This is a genomic window from Tardiphaga sp. GW822-FHT04G09 (assembly GCF_058800725.1).
The window spans coordinates 1-16,918 of sequence record NZ_JBXAMO010000022.1 but is presented as its reverse complement, the minus strand read 5'-3'; the positions used below and the strand labels follow the sequence as shown (position 1 = coordinate 16,918).

The following is a 16,918-nucleotide window of genomic DNA, read 5'->3' as shown; positions in this document are numbered from 1 at the left end:
ACGTAAGTATCACGCCGCAAACACGCGGCCGCCGGGCCCGACCGGATCGCTCGCCGGCGGCGCAGAGCGCAGCATCTTCACATCGGCGAAACCGACGGCCTTGAGCTGCTCGGCCATCATCTCGCGCGCGTCCATGCTCATGGTCGCTTCCGGCACCACCACGGCGCGCGCGTGGTCGGTCAGAAGCCCCGCCGGCAGATCGGCTGCCGTGCCGGCATCCAGCAGCACGTGGTCATAGACGCGCAGCAGCGCATCGAGCGCCATGGTCAGGCGCGGCGACTGCAGCAGTGAACGGTCGGCGCCGGCGCGGCCGGCCGCCACCATATGCAGGCCGGACATCCGGTCCTTGGTGATGACCTGTCCGAACGAGGCCTCGCCCAGCATCAGCTCGGCCAGTCCGGGGGCACGCGGATCGTTCGATACAGCTTCAAGCGTCGGTGACGACGACGAGGCCAGATCCACCAGCACGACTTTCGCGTCGCGCGACAGGATGCGCGACAGCGTCAGCGCGGTGAGCGCGATATTGTCATTGTGGCCGGTGCCGAGAATTGTGATCTTGCGCGCCGATTTGCCGGCCGCACGAAACTCCTGCGCCAGCTGTTCGATTTCGCTCACGCCAGCCGCCAATTCGGGATGGGTGTCACGCACCGCCGGCTGCGGCGCGGCAACGGGCGCGGGCTCCGGCACGATGGGCGGTGCCACGATGGTCTGCGGCTCGGGCGCAGCAACAGGCACGTCATTCACGAACGGCTTGAACACCGGCTCGGTGACGCGGGCCTGCGCGGTCTGGACCATCGGCGCCGCGCCGCGCGGTGCCGTCATGCGCAGCAGCTCAGAGGTGACGATCCCACCCGCGGTGAGCATCAGCGTCGCCAGTGTTGCGATCAGTACGATCGGCAGCTTCTTCGGATAGGCGGGCGTGTTGGACACGATGGCGCGGGAGATGATGCGGCCATCGGTCGGTGCCGCATCGATGTTCTCGCGCGTCGTCGCCTCGCGATATTTCGCCAGATAGGATTCCAGGAGATCGCGCTGCGCCTTGGCTTCACGCTCCAGCGCACGCAACTGCACATCCTGACCGTTGCTGGATGAGGCCTGGCGCTTCAATTGCTCGAGATTGTTGGTGAGGCCATCGACACGTCCGCTGGCAATGCGGGCATCGTTCTCGAAGGTCCGCGACAGCTTGGCGGCCTCGTCACGCAACTGTTTGTCGAGATCGCCGAGCTGGGCGCGCAATTCCTTGATGCGCGGGTGATTGTCGAGCAGCGTCGAGGACTGTTCGGCGAGCTGCGCGCGCAACGTCACGCGCTGTTCGGACAGCCGGCGGATCAGGTCGGAATTCAGCACTTCGGAGAATTCGATCGGCTTGCCGGTCTGCAGCATGTCCTTGATCAGCCGCGCCTTGGATTCGGCATCCGACTTCAGCGACCGCGCATTGTTGAGCTGGCTGTTGATCTCGCCGAGCTGCTGGTTCGACAGCGAGGTGTTGTTGGTGCCGATGAACAGGCTCGACTTGGAGCGGAAATCCTCGGCGCGCGATTCCGCGTCGTTGACCTTCTTGCGCAGGTCGTCGATCTCGCCGGACAGCCACTGCCCGGCAGCCTTGGCCTGATTCTGCCGGGCGTTCTGCTGCATGACCAGATAGCCGTCGGCAATTGAATTGGCGACGCGCGCGGCAAGCTCGGGATCGCGCGACATGAATTCGACGACGATGACGCGCGACTTGTCGACCGCATAGGCGGTCAGACGCTCGTAATAGGCATCGAGCACGCGCTCTTCCGGCGTCATGGAAAACGGATCACGGCCGATGCCCAGCAGGCCCAGCAGCGACTTCCACGGCTGGGCGCCCTGCAGCACCGGATCGAATTCGGGGCGCTCGGCCAGTTTGTTCTTCTTGATAATCTCGCGGGCGAGATCGCGCGACAGCACGAGCTGCACCTGGCTGGTCACGGCTTCTGCATCGAGCGATGTCCGCTCTTCGTTGCGCTCGCCATTCGGCCGCAGGAAGATGTTTTCACGACCGTCGATGAGAATGCGCGCTTCGGATTTGTAGCGCGGCGTGATCACGTTGACGATCACGAGCGAGCCGACGAGCGCCAGCAGCGTCGGGACGACAATCCACATCCTCCTGCGCAGCAATGCCTGCCATAGCGCGCGCAGATCGAGATCGCCGAGATCAGGTGCCGACGCAGCGATCACACGCTCTGAATTTGCCCCGGAATTTTTCTCGGGCTTTTCGGGAGCCGGAACCGGCTTGGGCGCCGGGGGGACCTTGATGGCCCGCTCGACCGAGGCATCGCCCTTGCCTGCACGCCAGAATGCCAAACGCATTGCCTACCCCACCAAAACGCCACTGCGTCTACTCAACGGAATCGATTAAATACGATTAAGGTTGCCGCGCGGTTAATTGGCAGGCTGATACCGGACGTCGCAGCGGCATCCAGCGTCCACACGGTTTCTTAACGACGAAGCCTCTTATTAGATTCAATTGCTTCAGGGATTTTCCGATGCGCGCGGGGCGCCAGGCAACCCCCTCCTCATCAGCGAACGCCGATTCTGATCATGAGCGCACCTTCGGACAAGCCGCTTCGCATTCTGCATGCCGTCCGCGCGCCGGTCGGCGGCATCTTTCGCCACATCATCGATGTCGCCAACGGCCAGGCCGATCGCGGCCATGACGTCGGCATCGTCGCCGACAGCCTCACCGGCGGCGACCGCGCGCACGATGCCTTGGCCGAGATCGCGCCGCGCCTGAAACTGGGCACCTATCGCTTGCCGATCCATCGCGAGCCGCATCCGGGCGATGCGCTGGTGTGGATGCAGTTCATGCGCCTCGTCAGCCGGTTGAAACCTGACGTATTGCACGGCCATGGCGCCAAGGCCGGCGCCTTCGTGCGGCTGAAGGCAAAGTCGAACACCGTCATCCGTATCTACACGCCGCATGGCGGTTCACTGCATTACCCACAAAACACCGCGAAAGGCGCGTTCTACAGCCGCCTCGAACGCGCGCTGATGAACCGCACCGAACTGTTCCTGTTCGAGAGCGCTTTCGCCCGCGACACCTATCAGCGCATGATCGGCACGCCGTCAGGCCTAGTGAAATGCGTGTTCAACGGCGTGACCTCGGGCGAATTCGATCCCGTCGCGCCCGCCGATGACGCCACCGACATCTGCTATGTCGGCGAATTCCGCCGCATCAAGGGTGCGGATCTGCTGGTCGATGCAGTCGCGCGCCTGCGTGCCGATGGCCAGCCCGTCACCCTGACATTGGGCGGAGACGGCGAAGAGACCAACGCGCTGAAGGCACAGATCCAGCGCCTTGGCCTTGGCGACGCGGTGCGCTTCATCGGTCATGTCAAACCGCGCTATGGCTTCTCCAAGGGACGCCTGCTGGTGGTTCCATCGCGCGGCGACTCGATGCCCTATGTGGTGATCGAGGCTGCGGCCGCGGGCATTCCGATGATCGCCGCCAATGTGGGCGGCATTCCGGAAATCTTCGGATCCCACACATCGGCCCTGTTCCCGTCGAACAATGTCGACGCCATGGCCGCGGCGATCAAAACTGCTCTTGATGACATCGCCGCTGCGCGCGCCCGCGCACAAATACTCCGTGAGCGTATCGCGGAACACTTCTCCCAGGACGCGATGGTCGCGGGAGTCATAGAAGGTTACCGCAGCGCATTTGCGAAACGTTAACTCTCCTTAACCTGTAACCAAATCTTCCGATTTGTCCGCTAATTCTCACGAAAAGCGGTAGGCTTGGCGTGCGACATCGCATGCCAGCGCAACAACGGACATCTCACCTTGGACCCGATCAACGCACGCTCAATGATTGACGCGGCCGGGACGAACGCGCCCAGCGAACGCCGGTTCGAACGTCGTCGACGCCTCACGCCGGAGGCGCTCGCCGTTGCCGATCAGAAGGTCCGCACCGCCTATTCACCGGTCGTCATCACCGGCGTCGTACGCGTCGTCGATTTCCTGATGCTCAGCATCGTCGGCATTGTGCTCAACCTGCTCTATGTCGCGCCAGTCGCAGGCGTCAGATGGGAATACCTCGCCGCGATCGTCGCGATGGCGGCGGCTGCCGTGGTGTGTTTCCAGTCGGCCGATATCTATCAGGTGCAGGTCTTCCGCGGCCACATCAAGCAGCTCACGCGCATGATGTCGGCATGGGCCTTCGTGTTCCTGCTGTTCATCGGCGTCTCGTTCTTCGCCAAGGTCGGCGGCGCGGTGTCGCGTGTCTGGCTGTCCTCGTTCTTCTTCATCGGCCTGTTCGCCCTGATCGCGGAACGCGCCGTCGTGCGTGCGCTGATCAAGCGCTGGGCGCATCAGGGGCGGCTCGACCGCCGCACCATCATTGTCGGCGCCGACGCAAATGGCGAGACGCTGATCAGGGATCTCAATGCCCAGGAGGATTCCGACATCCAGATCCTCGGCGTGTTCGACGATCGTAACGACAAGCGCGCGATGGATACGATCGCGGGGGCACCGAAGCTCGGCAAGGTCGATGACATCATCGAATTCGCGCGGCGCACCCGCGTCGATCTCGTGCTGTTCGCGCTGCCGATCTCGGCCGAGACGCGCATCCTGGAAATGCTGAAGAAGCTGTGGGTGCTACCGGTGGATATCCGCCTGTCCGCGCATACCAACAAGCTGCGCTTCCGCCCGCGGTCCTATTCCTATCTCGGCAAGGTGCCGACCCTCGACGTGTTCGAGGCGCCGATCACCGACTGGGATCTGGTGATGAAGTGGCTGTTCGACCATATCGTCGGCGGCCTGATCCTGATCGCCGCGCTGCCTTTCATGGCGCTGGTCGCCATTGCCATCAAGCTGGACAGCCCCGGCCCGGTGCTGTTCCGGCAGAAGCGCTTCGGCTTCAACAATGAACGCATCGACGTGTTCAAGTTTCGCTCGCTGTATCACGACCAGGCCGACCCGCTGGCCAAGACCGTCGTCACCAAGGGTGACAAGCGCGTCACGCGCGTCGGCCGATTCATCCGCAAATCGTCCATCGATGAATTGCCGCAGCTCTTCAACGTGGTGCTCAAGAACAACCTGTCGCTGGTCGGCCCCCGCCCCCACGCCGTTCAGCAGAGGGTGCAGAGCCAGCTGCTGGACGAGGCCGTTGACGGCTATTTCGCCCGCCACCGCGTTAAGCCCGGGATCACCGGCTGGGCGCAGGTCAATGGCTGGCGCGGCGAAGTCGACAGCGAGGAGAAACTGCAGAAGCGCGTCGAGTTCGATCTCTATTACATCGAGAACTGGTCAGTGCTGTTCGACGTCTACATCATGCTGAAAACGCCGGTTTCAATGCTGACGAAGAACGAGAACGCGTACTAATACGACGTACTTCGACGCCGCCCGCGCCGCGGAATGACAGCCTTGGCCGAAGTCCTCCACGACCTACACCACTCGTCAACCCTGCCTGCGTAGAGTGATGCCACGATGAGCATTCACGCCTCGGCCGATCATTACATCGCCTCGCCCGCGGCGCCTCCCGCCGTGGTGACGCTGCAGCGCGCGCTGCTGTGGGCGATGGGTTTTGGCGGCGCCATCGTCTTCATCGAGCCGAGCCCCTTCGAGATCGCGACGCTGACGGCGATGGTCGTGTTCTTCGCGTCGGGCCTGCGCATGCGGCTGGTGTTCGTGCCGCTGCTGATCCTGCTGTTCCTGGTCAATATCGGATACACGATCTGCGCGGCCTACCTGATGGACAAGACGCCGGTCGTGAACTGGATCTTCACGTCGTGGTACATGGCCATCATGGCGATCTTCGTCGCGCTGGTGATGTCCGAGGACACGCTGGCGCGTATCGATCTGCTGCGCCGCGGCCTGATCGTCGGCGCGCTCGTCGCGTCGCTGGCAGGCATTCTTGGCTATCTGAATCTGATCCCCGGCGCCGGGATGTTCACCCTCTATGGCCGCGCTGCAGGCACGTTCAAGGATCCGAACGTGCTCGGCGCATTCCTTGTCCTGCCGGCGTTGTTCTGCCTGCAGAGCGTTGTCAGCGACGGCTTCCGCCGCTCGCTTCGCAGCGCCGTTGCGCTCGGCATCATTGCACTCGCCGTGCTGCTCGCCTTCTCCCGCGCCGCCTGGGGCATGCTGGCGCTGACATCGGCTTTCATGCTGCTGCTGATGGTGCTCACCAGCCAGTCCAACCGTCAGCGCTCGCGCATCATCATCATGGCACTGGCAGCCGTGGCTGTCGTGGCGCTGGTGATCGTGATCCTGCTGCAGTTCGACTTCATCGCCGACATGTTCAAGCAACGCGCCTCGTTCGATCAGAAATATGACGAAGGCCGCTTCGGCCGGTTCGGTCGCCATATTCTCGGCGCGCAAATGGCACTCGATCTGCCTTTCGGAATCGGCCCGCTGCAATTCACGCGCTTCTTTCCGGAAGACACTCACAATTCCTATCTCAACGCCTTCATGTCCGGCGGATGGATCTCGGGCGTGTGCTATCCCGCGCTGGTGTTCATCACCGCTTTGCTCGGCTTCCGCTATATCTTCATGCGCGTGCCGTGGCAGCGCGCCTATCTGGCGGTCTTTTCGGCCTATCTCGGCACGGTCGGCGAAGCCTTCATCATCGACACCGACCACTGGCGCCATTTCTGGATGATGCTTGGCATCATGTGGGGCATGTTCGTCGCCACGCAGCAATACATGGCGACGGCGCGATTGCGTGCAGCGTCCGCCCGGCCAGACTGAGGCTGACAAACTCGCAAACGAAAACAGCCCCGCTTGCGCGAGGCTGCCTCGTTAACACGACCGATTGCTGTTAGCGAACGATCACGGTCTTGGTGCGCGAACCGCGGCGATCCCAGCCGTGATTGCGGTGACCGTAGTCGCGACGCCCGTAGTCGCGGCGCCCATAGGCCCGACCTTCGCGATAGCCATGGCCGCGATGATAGCCACGATCATGATGGCCGTAGCTACCGCCGCCGATCTGCACATTGATGCCCTGCGCAGACGCGGGGCCTGCAGGCGCTGCGACATAGAGAACGGCCGCAGCCGCCAGCAAAGCCAGTTTCTTGATCATGACAATTTGTCCTTTTCTTTAAAAGTATCGCGGGACAAGTCGATACCCTCCCGATGGTTCCACGGCAATTCTCTCGGTGCGGCGGAACGACGCGATTCTTGCGAACACCGCGTGATCAAAAGGAACGCGCGTGGAATTTTCCCGTTCTATTGGCATGACACGGCAGACAAAGAACCGCGATTTCGACAAGCAGCCGAAGCCTGATCAAAAGGTTTCGCCGGCCGGCCCGCACGATAAGCCTGAGCTGACAGACGCGCACAAGACGCCCGGAAGCGGCGTTCTGCCTGACAGCGATCAGAAGGAGGTCGAAGGCCCGACGGGGTGAGTCAGTCATCACAACGTCACGCATGCCAGTTAGTCATTTATTAACCTTCTCGACTCACTGTGGAGTCAAGGAAGCGCGGACCGGATGTACGTCTGCGTTTGATGGCTCGGAGTTCGCTCCGGGCCATTATCTTTTCCGGGCCACTTTTGCGGAGACCTCACGCAATTGGTTCCTGGAAGAGCGCAGAATTTCCTCGCGATATTGCGCGCCTTGGAACCGAACCTTCCAAACACCGACACGTTGCCTCCTCGACACGAAGGAGATGCAACATGAAAAAGACAGCTCTTATCCTCGCGACCGTTGCCGCGGTCGGCGCGGCGTCGATCGCATCGAAACCCGCTGAGGCGCGCGGTGGTCGCGGCGCCGCGATTGGTCTCGGCATCGCCGCCGGCGCATTGGCGGCCGGTGCGTATGGCGCTTACGGTCCTGGTTATGGATATGGCTACGGCCCGCGCCACTACGGCCCGCGTTACGCCTATGGTCCGCGTTACGGTTACGGCGGCGGCTACTATGGCAGCCCACGTTATTATCGCAGCTACGGCTACTACTAGCCGCAGCTAGCTGAATCGAAAAAGCCCGGAGCATTGCTCCGGGCTTTTTTTCGTTACCATCATTCGGTGTTCGCGCGCATCGCTGCTGCGTCGTTACACACCGTATGTGCTTCAGTTATGCAGTGGCCTAGATACCAAACAGCCAGACAGCCGTGACGGTCGCAACCACCGCTAACCCGCTGATGGTCCAGCCACCGTAGTAGCCGATATCATCGTCATGCCGAATCTCCGACGGACCATCTGCGGTATGCCAGTGACTTGCCATGCGAGCCTCCTGTTTTCAGGATAATCGGTTCGATGACGAAGGGTTCCATTGGCACAAGAACGACACACAATGCCCCTTGGTCGCCCTTCCAAAGGCGACATCTGTGGCCGTCGGCGGTCTGTGGCCAGAGGATCACGGTGGCAAGGAATCATTAACCAGTGCGCCCGGGGCAATTGACGGAGCCCGGCGCCGGGAGAAGTCTCATGTTTTCAGCGTAGAGTAGATATTATGCTAGAGATTATTGTCCTCGGCTTCCTTGTTTGTGCAGCAGCCTATGTCGGGCTTCTCTGGTTCGCCGGACGGAAAGACGACGTGATTCACGGTGATTTCGTCGACCCGAGGTCGTGAGGCCTGCGTCGCGAGACCCAGGTCGAGGCTGCCCAATCCAGGCGGCACCGCTCGCTTGCGAGACGTCCAATATCTTGAAATCATTTGGAAAAATGGTCGGAGCGAGAGGATTCGAACCTCCGACCCCTAGTCTCCCAGACTAGTGCGCTAACCGGGCTGCGCTACGCTCCGATGGGGCATCGTGTAGCTTCGATCCGTCCGAGGCGCAAGAAGGCTGAGCGGATTGAAACGGATTGGTTGTGGGACGGCGACTAGCCGTCCTTCATGGCCGTATCGAGCGCCAGACGGGCGGCGAGCAACTGCTCGAGCACGGCTTCCAGCCGCTCGCGATCGAGCCGCCGCTGCGGGCTCGGCCTTGCGCTCGGGGCCACGGCAGGTCTTGCGCTCTGCGTCGGAGCCGACATCACCGGTTCGGGCCGCGCCGCAACAGGATTTGCCAATACGGGGTTTGCCCGCGACGGCGGCCGCTGCAACTGCGGCTCCACGCGCGGCGACGCCGATGTCATTGGAGGTTCGCGGCGGGCACCGGCATCCGGCGCCCGGCGCGCGGCAACGGGAGCAGCAGCAACCTCCTCCTCGGCTTCTTCCTCAGCCTCGTCTTCAGCCTCTTCGCCGTCGTCCTCGTGGCCCTCTTCTTCCTCGTCCTCGGCTGCTTCGGCGTCAGCCTCGTCTTCGGCCTCTTCCTCGATTTCCTCGTCGCGTTCAGCCTCGCTCCCGGCCTCTTCTTCCTCGTGATCCTCTTCGACCACGGGACGCTTCGCCTGGACGCGCGGCGCGGCGGCAGATACCGGCGCGAAGCTCGGCGCAGCGTGGCCGTCGACCAGCCCCTGCACCGACTTGATGCCGTTCTCTTTCAGGATTCGTTGCACACCGCGGATGGTATAGCCCTCGCCGTAGAGCAACCGGCGGATGCCGCGCAGCAGATCGACATCGTCCGGGCGATAATATCGCCGGCCGCCGGATCGCTTCATCGGTTTGATTTGAGTGAACCGCGTTTCCCAGAACCGCAGAACATGCTGCGGTATATCGAGATCGTCAGCGACCTCGCTTATGGTTCGAAACGCATCCGGCGCTTTGTCCAAGTGCAGGATCCCTGTGGTTCGCCCAGTGTTTATCTAATCGGTGTTTCAGCTAGTCGTCGTGATCTTTGCCGTTGCCTGTAGAAGTGCTGTCGCCATTGATCCGCTGTTTCAGGATCGCAGACGGCTTGAATACCATCACCCGCCGCGGCGAGATCGGTACTTCCGTGCCAGTCTTCGGATTGCGGCCGATGCGCTCGCCTTTTTTGCGCACCATGAATGAGCCGAACGAGGACAGCTTCACTGTCTCGCCCTTCTCCAGACAATCCGTAATTTCTTTCAAAACCAGTTCAACAAACGCGGACGACTCCGTGCGTGAGAGACCTACCTTTTGGTAGACCGCCTCACACAGATCGACGCGTGTGACTGTTTTTCCCGTGCCCGTCATCGCCTGCCCCACAAACTCTCGGCGAACCAAATTCGCGTCAGAAATTAGGAGGTTAACGCGCTCCGGTCAACAGTCACCATCGATGCAAAGGCATGGAAAATCATGACAATTTGAGATGTTGTCGATCTGCATCATCACCAGCGAATGAGTGCAGACCCCCAGGTGAAGCCGCCGCCCATGGCTTCGAGCAAGACGAGATCGCCCTTCTTGATACGGCCGTCATTGACCGCCACGGACAGTGCGAGCGGAATCGACGCGGCCGATGTGTTGCCGTGAAGGTCCACGGTCAGCACCACCTTTTGCGGTGCAATATGTAATTTATGCGCCGACGCATCGATAATGCGTTTGTTGGCCTGATGCGGCACGAACCAGTCGATAGTCTCGGCGCTGGCGCCGGTGGCCTTGAAGGCATCGACAATCACGTCGGTGATCATGCCCACCGCATGTTTGAAGACCTCGCGGCCTTCCATGCGCAGGTAACCCACCGTCTGGGTCGAGGACGGACCGCCATCGACATACAGCTTTTCCTTGTGCCGGCCGTCGGAGCGCAGATGCGTGGTCAGCACGCCGCGATCGCTGACGTCGCCGGGCTGGGTCTGGGCTTCCAGCACCACCGCACCGGCGCCGTCGCCGAACAGCACGCAGGTTCCGCGATCGGTCCAGTCGAGAATGCGCGAGAAGGTTTCCGCGCCGATGACCAGCGCGCGCTTGCCGGCGCCGGTGCGCAGCAGGCTGTCGGCGGTGGTCAGCCCAAAGATGAAGCCGGAACACACCGCCTGCAGGTCGAACGCCGCGCCATGGGTGATGCCGAGCGCGTTCTGCACCGCAACGGCGGTTGCCGGGAACGTATTGTCCGGGGTCGAGGTCGCCAGCACGATCAGATCGATCGACTGCGCATCGACGCCGGCATTGGCCAGCGCCGCCTGCGCGGCCTTGATCGCCAGATGCGAGGTGAACTCGCCATCGGCAGCGATGTGGCGCTGCTTGATGCCGGTACGCTGGACGATCCACTCGTCCGATGTGTCGACCTTGGATGCCAGTTCGGCATTGGTCAGGATCCGCTCCGGCAGGTAAGAGCCGCAGCCGAGCACAACCGAACGTATCGCAGTCACGAGACAGCCTCCTGCGCGGCCGGGCTCGCAGGGAGCGCGTCGCCGTCGCGGTTGAGCATTTGATTGATCTTGGTGAGAAGGTCGTAGCGGACCATGTCGTAGCCGACATCCACCGCATAGGCGAAGCCATCGGCATTGGTGCCACCGTGGCTTTTCACGACGATGCCGCGCAGGCCGAGAAACACCGCGCCGTTGGATTTGTTGGGATCGACCTTGTCGCGCACCGCCTTGAAGGCGTTCTTGGCGAACAGATAGCCGATGCGCGAGCGCCAGGTGCGGGCCATGGCATTGCGCAGATATTCGGCGAACTGGCGCGCGGTGCCCTCCGCCGCCTTCAGCGCGATATTGCCGCTGAAGCCTTCGGTGACGATCACATCGGCGTCGCCGCGGCCGATACCGTCGCCCTCGACGAAGCCGACGAATTCGAGCTGCGGCAGATTGGCGGTGCGCAGCAGTTCGGCCGCATCACGGATCTCGTCGCCGCCCTTGATTTCCTCGACGCCGATATTGAGCAGGCCGACCGTCGGCCGCGCCAGATCGAACAGCGCACTGGCCATGGCGCTGCCCATCACGGCAAGCGTCTTCAGATGCTGGGCGTCGCCGCCGATGGTGGCGCCGAGATCGAGCACCACCGAGTCGCCACGCGTGGTCGGCCAGATCGCGGCCAGACCGGGGCGTTCGATGCCGTCCAGCATGCGCAGGCAGAACCGCGCCATCGCCATCAGCGCACCGGTATTGCCGGCGGAGACCGCCACATCGGCCTCGCCCTTCTTGACCGCCTCGATCGCCAGCCACATGGACGACACCTTGCGGCCACGGCGCAGCGCCTGGCTCGGCTTGTCATGCATGCTGACGGCGACGTCGGTATGGATCACCTTGGATACGGCCTTCAGTGCCGGATGATTGGCGAGTTCTTTCTCGATCAGCGCGCTGTCACCAAACAGCAGGAACTCACTGTCGGGATGCCGGGTCAACGAAATGGCGGCGCCGGGAATGACCACCGATGCGCCGATATCGCCACCCATGGCGTCTAGCGCGATGCGAACCTTTTTCGGCATGGACGTTCCGGAAACCTGTCTCTTGCGGCCTGTGACGCTCGTGGCCGCGGACGAAGCCTGCCGCATTCGGCGGCAGACGGCGAAGTTATGGCATTAACCCGATTTCGGCCGGGGACAATAGCGTTTCCGTGACCCGATACAACATCTTGACCGGGCGCTTTTGTCCCGCCAGCCGCTGCGAGCGTGGAATCGAGCCTGGGCTCAGCCCTTCCCGGGCTTCTTGGATTTCGGTTTCTCGGGCTCTGTTTTCAGTGCTTTCAGGGCCGCAAACGGGTGTTCTTCGGGATCCGGAGCCTCAATCACGGGCTCGAACACGGCATCCGGCTTACGGGGATACGGATCCAGCCCCAGAAACAGGGCGTCCGTGGCCAGTTTGCCGAGGTCGATAATGCCGTTTTCGATCGGCTCCGGCGGATCCGGGGTCTCCTCGTCGCTCTCGATATCCTCGTCCACCGATTCGGCCAGTTCGCGAATCTGCGACGGCGGCGCGAAAATCACGTCGATCTCTTCCTCGAAATCCGCAGCCACCGGATCCAGCGTCACCACGCAGGTCTGCTCGACCTTGCCCCAGATGCGGCCGGTGACATGCACCGTGCCGCCCTTCACGGGGGTCAGCAGCAATTCGCCCTTGGCAGCGCCCACGCTGACGAGGCCGCCCAGCGCGGCGATTCCCTTGCGCTGCTCGGGGGTGGCCTCGATGTCGCGCGCCAGCCCCGTATCGGGGATCTGGATCACGGCGATCGGCACGCTCCAGGGCGGCGTGAGATCCACGGTACGGTCGGGTCTGTTCATGTCGTTACCAAGGTTTCCGCAGGCGACGGGAAGTGCCACGCGCCTGATGTCAGTGTCGTTGTATCGAGCGTGCCCAGATGGGCATTCGCCGCTTCGACATAAACAGCGAGACGCCGGGCGTTCTCGATATTCATGCCATAATAGATATTCTTCGACAGCGCCGCCGCCAGAGGCTCCCTGCCCGCGCCCAGCGCTGCGTCATAGGCCCCTGTCCGGCCGTAAAACGCATCGCCGAATTCCCGCATCTTTTTCGCCACCTTCACGTCGCTGGTGCCGAGTTCGCGCAGATTGTCGTCCATGTCGCTGCAGAACCTGTCGAAAAGCCCCTGCGACAATTCATCCTTCGGATTCATCCGGCGCAGCACCAGCCACAGGTGCAGCAGCAACATATCGAAACGCCCGTTTACCGTATCCGGTGCCCCCAAGTCCCGATAAAACAAGGGTTCTCGCGCCTGCGCCACGATCATGCCATAGATGGCTTCAATGGTGCCGCGCAACGGCGCCGGGGGCTTTCTGAAGTGACTGAACGGCCAGACCATCTTGGGTTCCTCAGGCGGGCCCCTCGGGCGCGCGCATGTTGCATTCAGAGGTTCTGCCCGGTACGTCAACGCCTTCCGGGATGCAAGAGGATGGGACCCCCTCCGCTATGACAATTTCGACCTCCACCAGCGCGAAGGCGCGGCTGACACGTGGCTGGCGCGGCATGCGCGCAGCACTCGCGGTCGCGGCCCTGTGCGTCACGCTGGGCGCCTGCGCCGAGCAATTCCAGAAGGGCTATATCCTGCCGCCCGGTGCGCTGGAGCAGATTCCGATCGGCGCCAGCCAGGATCAGGTGCTGATCGTGATGGGCACGCCCTCCACCGTCGCCACGCTATCAGGTGAAGTGTTCTATTACATCTCGCAGCGCGCCGAACGCGCCGTCGCGTTCATGCCGCAGAAAGTCACCGACCAGCGCGTTATTGCGATCTATTTCGACAAGAACCGCAAGGTGATCCGGCTCGCCAATTACGGCCTGCAGGACGGCAAGATTTTCGACTTCATCAGCCGCACCACGCCGACCTCCGGCCAGGAAATGAGCTACCTCACGCCGCTGTTCAAGCTGATCAGCTTCCGCTGATCGCTGCACAAGTTGGCGACGTCTGATTGCAAGCCCCGCGGCACACGCCGCGGGGCTTTTTCCGTGTGGTGCGGCCTCGCGTCAAAGGTCGGCTTGCCCGCCGCCATCCGCCTCACTACGATTTCGGCAAGACCAAAAACCAATACGACACCATCGAGGGAAGAAATCATGACCAGACTCATCAGCCGCCGCACCGTACTGACCGGCGCGGCCGCGATCACCAGCGCCGCGATCCTGCCGCGCGCCAGCCTTGGCGCCGGCGAATGGAAGCCCACCGAAACCGTCCGCATTATCGTGCCTGCCGCAGCCGGCGGCTCGACCGACGTGATGGGCCGCATGCTCGCCGCGCATCTGCAGCCGGTCTGGGGGCAGTCAGTGGTGGTGGAGAATCGCTCGGGCGGCGGCGGCACCATCGGCGTCGCCGAAGTCGCGCGGCAGAAGGGCGACGGCCATACGATCCTGGTCGGCAATCCCGGCCCCAACGCCATTGCCTACAGCATCTTCAGGAACCTGACCTACAAGAGCGACCAGTTGCAGCCGGTCAGCAACATGATCAAGCTGCCCAACATCGTCTGCGCGCATCCGAGCCTGACGATCAAGACGATCCCGGAGCTGATCGCCTATATCAAGGCCAATCCGGACAAGCTGAATTACGGCTCGTCCGGCGTCGGCCAGAGCCCGCATCTGACCGGCGCATGGTGGCTGCAGCTCACCGGGCTGAAGATGCAGCACGTGCCGTTCCGCGGCGCGGGTCCCGCTCTGCAGGCGGCGCTTGCCGGCGACATCCAGATCCTGTTCGACAATCTCTATCCGTCGCTGCCGCAAGTGCTCGACGGCAAGCTCAACGCGCTCGCGGTGACCACGACCGAACGCAATGCGCAGTGCCCGAACGTGCCGGCGATGCGCGAGACCGCGCCTGAACTCGCGAATTTCGATGTGTCGACATGGTTCGGCGTGTTCTATCCGAAGAGCACCCCCACCGCCGCCGTCGACTCACTCAACAGCCAGATCAAGACCCTGCTGGCGACCGATGCCGCGAAGAAGACCATCATGGCGATGGGCGCCGTGCCCGATTACGGCACCCCTGCGCAGTATCAGACCTTCATCGAGGCCGAGACGGCCAAGTTCAAGACCATCATCGACAAGGAAGGTCTGCAGATGGAGGTGAAGTGAGGCACGCCTCATCTCGCTCGAACATCGCGATATAAACGAAAGCCCCGCGGCTCACACCGCGGGGCTTTTTCGTTCTACTTCTCTTCTTCCATGGCAAAGGCGACGTCGCCATTGGCCGACAGCCGTACCTTGTCACCCTCGACCTCCGCGACCAGCCCGCCGTCGATAAAGTGGTGGTGACCCCTGTGGCTGCCCTCGCCGCTGTCCTTCTTGGTCAGCTTGATGCGGTTGCCCTCGACCTTGTCGACGGTGCCGACATGGACGCCATCGGCACCGATGATTTCCATATGTTCCTTGATCTTGCTGAGCGCGCTCATGTCGTGTCCTTCCGATGTGGGGAACACTGAACGTCCGGCTTCGCGATAGGTTCAATCGCAAAGCAGTGAGATCGGCGCCCCGATCATGCGCCCTTGTTCATCTTCTTGATCTTGGCGTCCTGCGCCTCGATCACCAGCGTCAATTCCATGATCGCCTTGGACAGCAATTCGGTGGCTTCCTTCTGGTCCTGCGACTTGGCGGCGCGTAGCGCGTAATTCTTGGCGGATGACAGCGACATGTGACGGCCCTCGTGATGATCGCAAGCGGATTAGCCGAAGGTGTCATCCGTCGCAACGGGATCGGAACTTCAGATGGCGCGGAGCCACTGCCCCCGCCACTGTTGCAATCAGGAGCGTTCGGCATTGCCGCTGATGATCGCGAAAATCTCGTCGGCGGATGCCGGCGGCGCGACGTTGAAGGTCTCGTCGAGGACCTGTTGCAACTCCGCGGCGCTGCCGAGCACGCGCTCGGACACCGGTTCGCCATCCCGTCCCTCGACGGTCAGATGGCGGTTGACCAGTCTGGTGCGCCGGTCGCCGCTGACACGCTCCATCACCAGCGTCGAGGTGAAGGGCACGAACGGGCTGGTCGATGTGTACCAGTTGCCGAGCTCGTAATCCGCTGGAAGCTGAGGCGTCAGGTCGAACACATACATGGTCCGCCAGCCGCCTGGCCGCTTCGCGCTCAACCACAACAGGCCATCGGCCTCGGTCAGTCGATAGGTGCCTATCGCGGTCTGTTGCTCGATATCGACAGCCAGCCGCAAGGGTGCGTCAAGCACGCAGGCGCCAAAGCCGACATCGGCGAGATATGGCCCGTCCGGTAGATCGACCCTCAGGAGCATATGCGTCCTCGGACCAAGCGGACTGTCCGGCGGCGCATTCCAGCGCACCCGGCCCCCAAGTCCGGTGACCTTGAAGCCGACCTCGATGAGCGCAGCCCGCAGCAGCGCGTTCAATTCGTAGCAATAGCCACCGCGTCGGCTATCCACGAGCTTCTGCTGCACCGACGCCATATCCAGCTTGACCGGAATACCCAGCAACGGATTGAGGCCCTCAAATGGAAGCGCATCGACCTGAGCGGCATGAATGGCGGTTAGGGTTGCCAGATTCGGAGCAACCGGTCCGTCAAAGCCGATCCGCGCGAGATAGCGATCAAGCCGAAAACCATCCGTCATCATCATTCCTTCAATCGAGCCCTTCTGACATACCTCATCGGGCCCCCGGAATGACAGTGCGGGGCGGCAAGACAACGCCAAACATTTTTTCCTATATCTATTGACAACATCCCCATCTTGATTATTTTCCCCTTCGTCCTGCCCCACCGAGAGGGGCGATCGCGATCGTCACG

Annotated in this window: 18 protein-coding genes and 1 tRNA gene; 6 read left to right on the top strand and 13 right to left on the bottom strand. The window is 62.3% G+C overall.

What is annotated here, in order from left to right; all coding sequences use genetic code 11:
- Window positions 1–9: 9 nt before the first annotated feature.
- Window positions 10–2,331 carry a GumC family protein gene (locus AC1RLZ_RS26160; protein ID WP_493191012.1) on the bottom strand — a complete coding sequence of 774 codons (2,322 nt, stop codon included), beginning with the start codon at window positions 2,329–2,331 and terminating at the stop codon, window positions 10–12.
- A gap of 231 nt (window positions 2,332–2,562) precedes the next feature.
- Here AC1RLZ_RS26160 and AC1RLZ_RS26155 point away from each other — a divergent pair, with 231 nt between their 5' ends.
- The 3 genes from AC1RLZ_RS26155 (at window position 2,563) to AC1RLZ_RS26145 (ending at window position 6,711) form a co-directional block, all read left to right on the top strand.
- Complete coding sequence (locus AC1RLZ_RS26155; RefSeq protein ID WP_493191011.1) at window positions 2,563–3,696, top strand: glycosyltransferase family 4 protein; 1,134 nt, start codon at window positions 2,563–2,565, stop codon at window positions 3,694–3,696.
- Between the two features lie 108 nt (window positions 3,697–3,804).
- Complete coding sequence (locus tag AC1RLZ_RS26150; RefSeq protein WP_493191010.1) at window positions 3,805–5,343, top strand: undecaprenyl-phosphate glucose phosphotransferase; 1,539 nt, start codon at window positions 3,805–3,807, stop codon at window positions 5,341–5,343.
- Between the two features lie 105 nt (window positions 5,344–5,448).
- Window positions 5,449–6,711 (top strand): O-antigen ligase family protein, encoded by a 1,263-nt coding sequence (locus AC1RLZ_RS26145; protein WP_493191009.1) that lies wholly within the window; start codon window positions 5,449–5,451, stop codon window positions 6,709–6,711.
- Between the two features lie 70 nt (window positions 6,712–6,781).
- Here the strand turns inward: AC1RLZ_RS26145 and AC1RLZ_RS26140 are convergent, their stop codons facing one another.
- The gene (locus AC1RLZ_RS26140) at window positions 6,782–7,042 is read right to left on the bottom strand and encodes a hypothetical protein (RefSeq protein ID WP_493191008.1); all 261 of its coding nucleotides are present in this window, start codon (window positions 7,040–7,042) and stop codon (window positions 6,782–6,784) included.
- A 594-nt stretch (window positions 7,043–7,636) separates the two neighbouring features.
- On the opposite strand from AC1RLZ_RS26140, the gene AC1RLZ_RS26135 reads away from it, so the two are divergent.
- Window positions 7,637–7,918 (top strand): hypothetical protein, encoded by a 282-nt coding sequence (locus AC1RLZ_RS26135; protein ID WP_493191007.1) that lies wholly within the window; start codon window positions 7,637–7,639, stop codon window positions 7,916–7,918.
- 127 nt (window positions 7,919–8,045) lie between these two features.
- Here AC1RLZ_RS26135 and AC1RLZ_RS26130 read toward each other — a convergent pair whose 3' ends face one another.
- The 8 genes from AC1RLZ_RS26130 to AC1RLZ_RS26095 all read right to left on the bottom strand — a co-directional run bounded on the left by AC1RLZ_RS26130 (window position 8,046) and on the right by AC1RLZ_RS26095 (window position 13,499).
- On the bottom strand, window positions 8,046–8,183 hold the full coding sequence (locus AC1RLZ_RS26130) for a hypothetical protein (protein WP_493191006.1): 138 nt from the start codon (window positions 8,181–8,183) through the stop codon (window positions 8,046–8,048).
- A gap of 441 nt (window positions 8,184–8,624) precedes the next feature.
- Window positions 8,625–8,702 (bottom strand) — tRNA-Pro (locus AC1RLZ_RS26125).
- Window positions 8,703–8,782: 80 nt separating this feature from the next.
- A complete protein-coding gene (locus tag AC1RLZ_RS26120) occupies window positions 8,783–9,613 on the bottom strand; it encodes a MerR family transcriptional regulator (RefSeq protein WP_493191005.1) in 831 nt (276 codons plus the stop codon).
- A gap of 49 nt (window positions 9,614–9,662) precedes the next feature.
- Window positions 9,663–9,998 carry an integration host factor subunit alpha gene (locus AC1RLZ_RS26115; RefSeq protein ID WP_493191004.1) on the bottom strand — a complete coding sequence of 112 codons (336 nt, stop codon included), beginning with the start codon at window positions 9,996–9,998 and terminating at the stop codon, window positions 9,663–9,665.
- Window positions 9,999–10,132: 134 nt separating this feature from the next.
- The gene (locus AC1RLZ_RS26110) at window positions 10,133–11,110 is read right to left on the bottom strand and encodes a beta-ketoacyl-ACP synthase III (protein WP_493191003.1); all 978 of its coding nucleotides are present in this window, start codon (window positions 11,108–11,110) and stop codon (window positions 10,133–10,135) included.
- Window positions 11,107–12,168, bottom strand: coding sequence for a phosphate acyltransferase PlsX (gene plsX / locus AC1RLZ_RS26105; RefSeq protein WP_371422885.1), 1,062 nt, complete (start codon window positions 12,166–12,168; stop codon window positions 11,107–11,109). The genes AC1RLZ_RS26110 and plsX overlap by 4 nt, the downstream gene beginning before the upstream one ends.
- Window positions 12,169–12,369: 201 nt before the next feature.
- Window positions 12,370–12,960, bottom strand: a complete 591-nt coding sequence (locus AC1RLZ_RS26100) for a YceD family protein (protein ID WP_493191002.1) — start codon at window positions 12,958–12,960, stop codon at window positions 12,370–12,372.
- Window positions 12,957–13,499, bottom strand: a complete 543-nt coding sequence (locus AC1RLZ_RS26095) for a ubiquinol-cytochrome C chaperone family protein (protein WP_371422884.1) — start codon at window positions 13,497–13,499, stop codon at window positions 12,957–12,959. Before AC1RLZ_RS26095 ends, AC1RLZ_RS26100 begins: the two co-directional genes overlap by 4 nt.
- Before the next feature lie 107 nt (window positions 13,500–13,606).
- Between AC1RLZ_RS26095 and AC1RLZ_RS26090 the strand changes: the two genes are divergently transcribed.
- Window positions 13,607–14,077, top strand: a complete 471-nt coding sequence (locus tag AC1RLZ_RS26090; protein WP_493191001.1) for an outer membrane protein assembly factor BamE — start codon at window positions 13,607–13,609, stop codon at window positions 14,075–14,077.
- 168 nt (window positions 14,078–14,245) lie between these two features.
- Window positions 14,246–15,250 (top strand): Bug family tripartite tricarboxylate transporter substrate binding protein, encoded by a 1,005-nt coding sequence (locus AC1RLZ_RS26085; RefSeq protein ID WP_493191000.1) that lies wholly within the window; start codon window positions 14,246–14,248, stop codon window positions 15,248–15,250.
- 74 nt (window positions 15,251–15,324) lie between these two features.
- Here AC1RLZ_RS26085 and AC1RLZ_RS26080 read toward each other — a convergent pair whose 3' ends face one another.
- The 3 genes from AC1RLZ_RS26080 to AC1RLZ_RS26070 form a co-directional block, all read right to left on the bottom strand.
- Window positions 15,325–15,567, bottom strand: coding sequence for a DUF2171 domain-containing protein (locus tag AC1RLZ_RS26080; protein ID WP_493190999.1), 243 nt, complete (start codon window positions 15,565–15,567; stop codon window positions 15,325–15,327).
- A gap of 83 nt (window positions 15,568–15,650) precedes the next feature.
- Window positions 15,651–15,806, bottom strand: coding sequence for a hypothetical protein (locus tag AC1RLZ_RS26075; RefSeq protein WP_493190998.1), 156 nt, complete (start codon window positions 15,804–15,806; stop codon window positions 15,651–15,653).
- 108 nt (window positions 15,807–15,914) lie between these two features.
- Window positions 15,915–16,745: an arylamine N-acetyltransferase family protein gene (locus tag AC1RLZ_RS26070; protein ID WP_493190997.1), complete on the bottom strand. Its 831-nt coding sequence runs from the start codon at window positions 16,743–16,745 to the stop codon at window positions 15,915–15,917.
- Window positions 16,746–16,918: the final 173 nt, after the last annotated feature.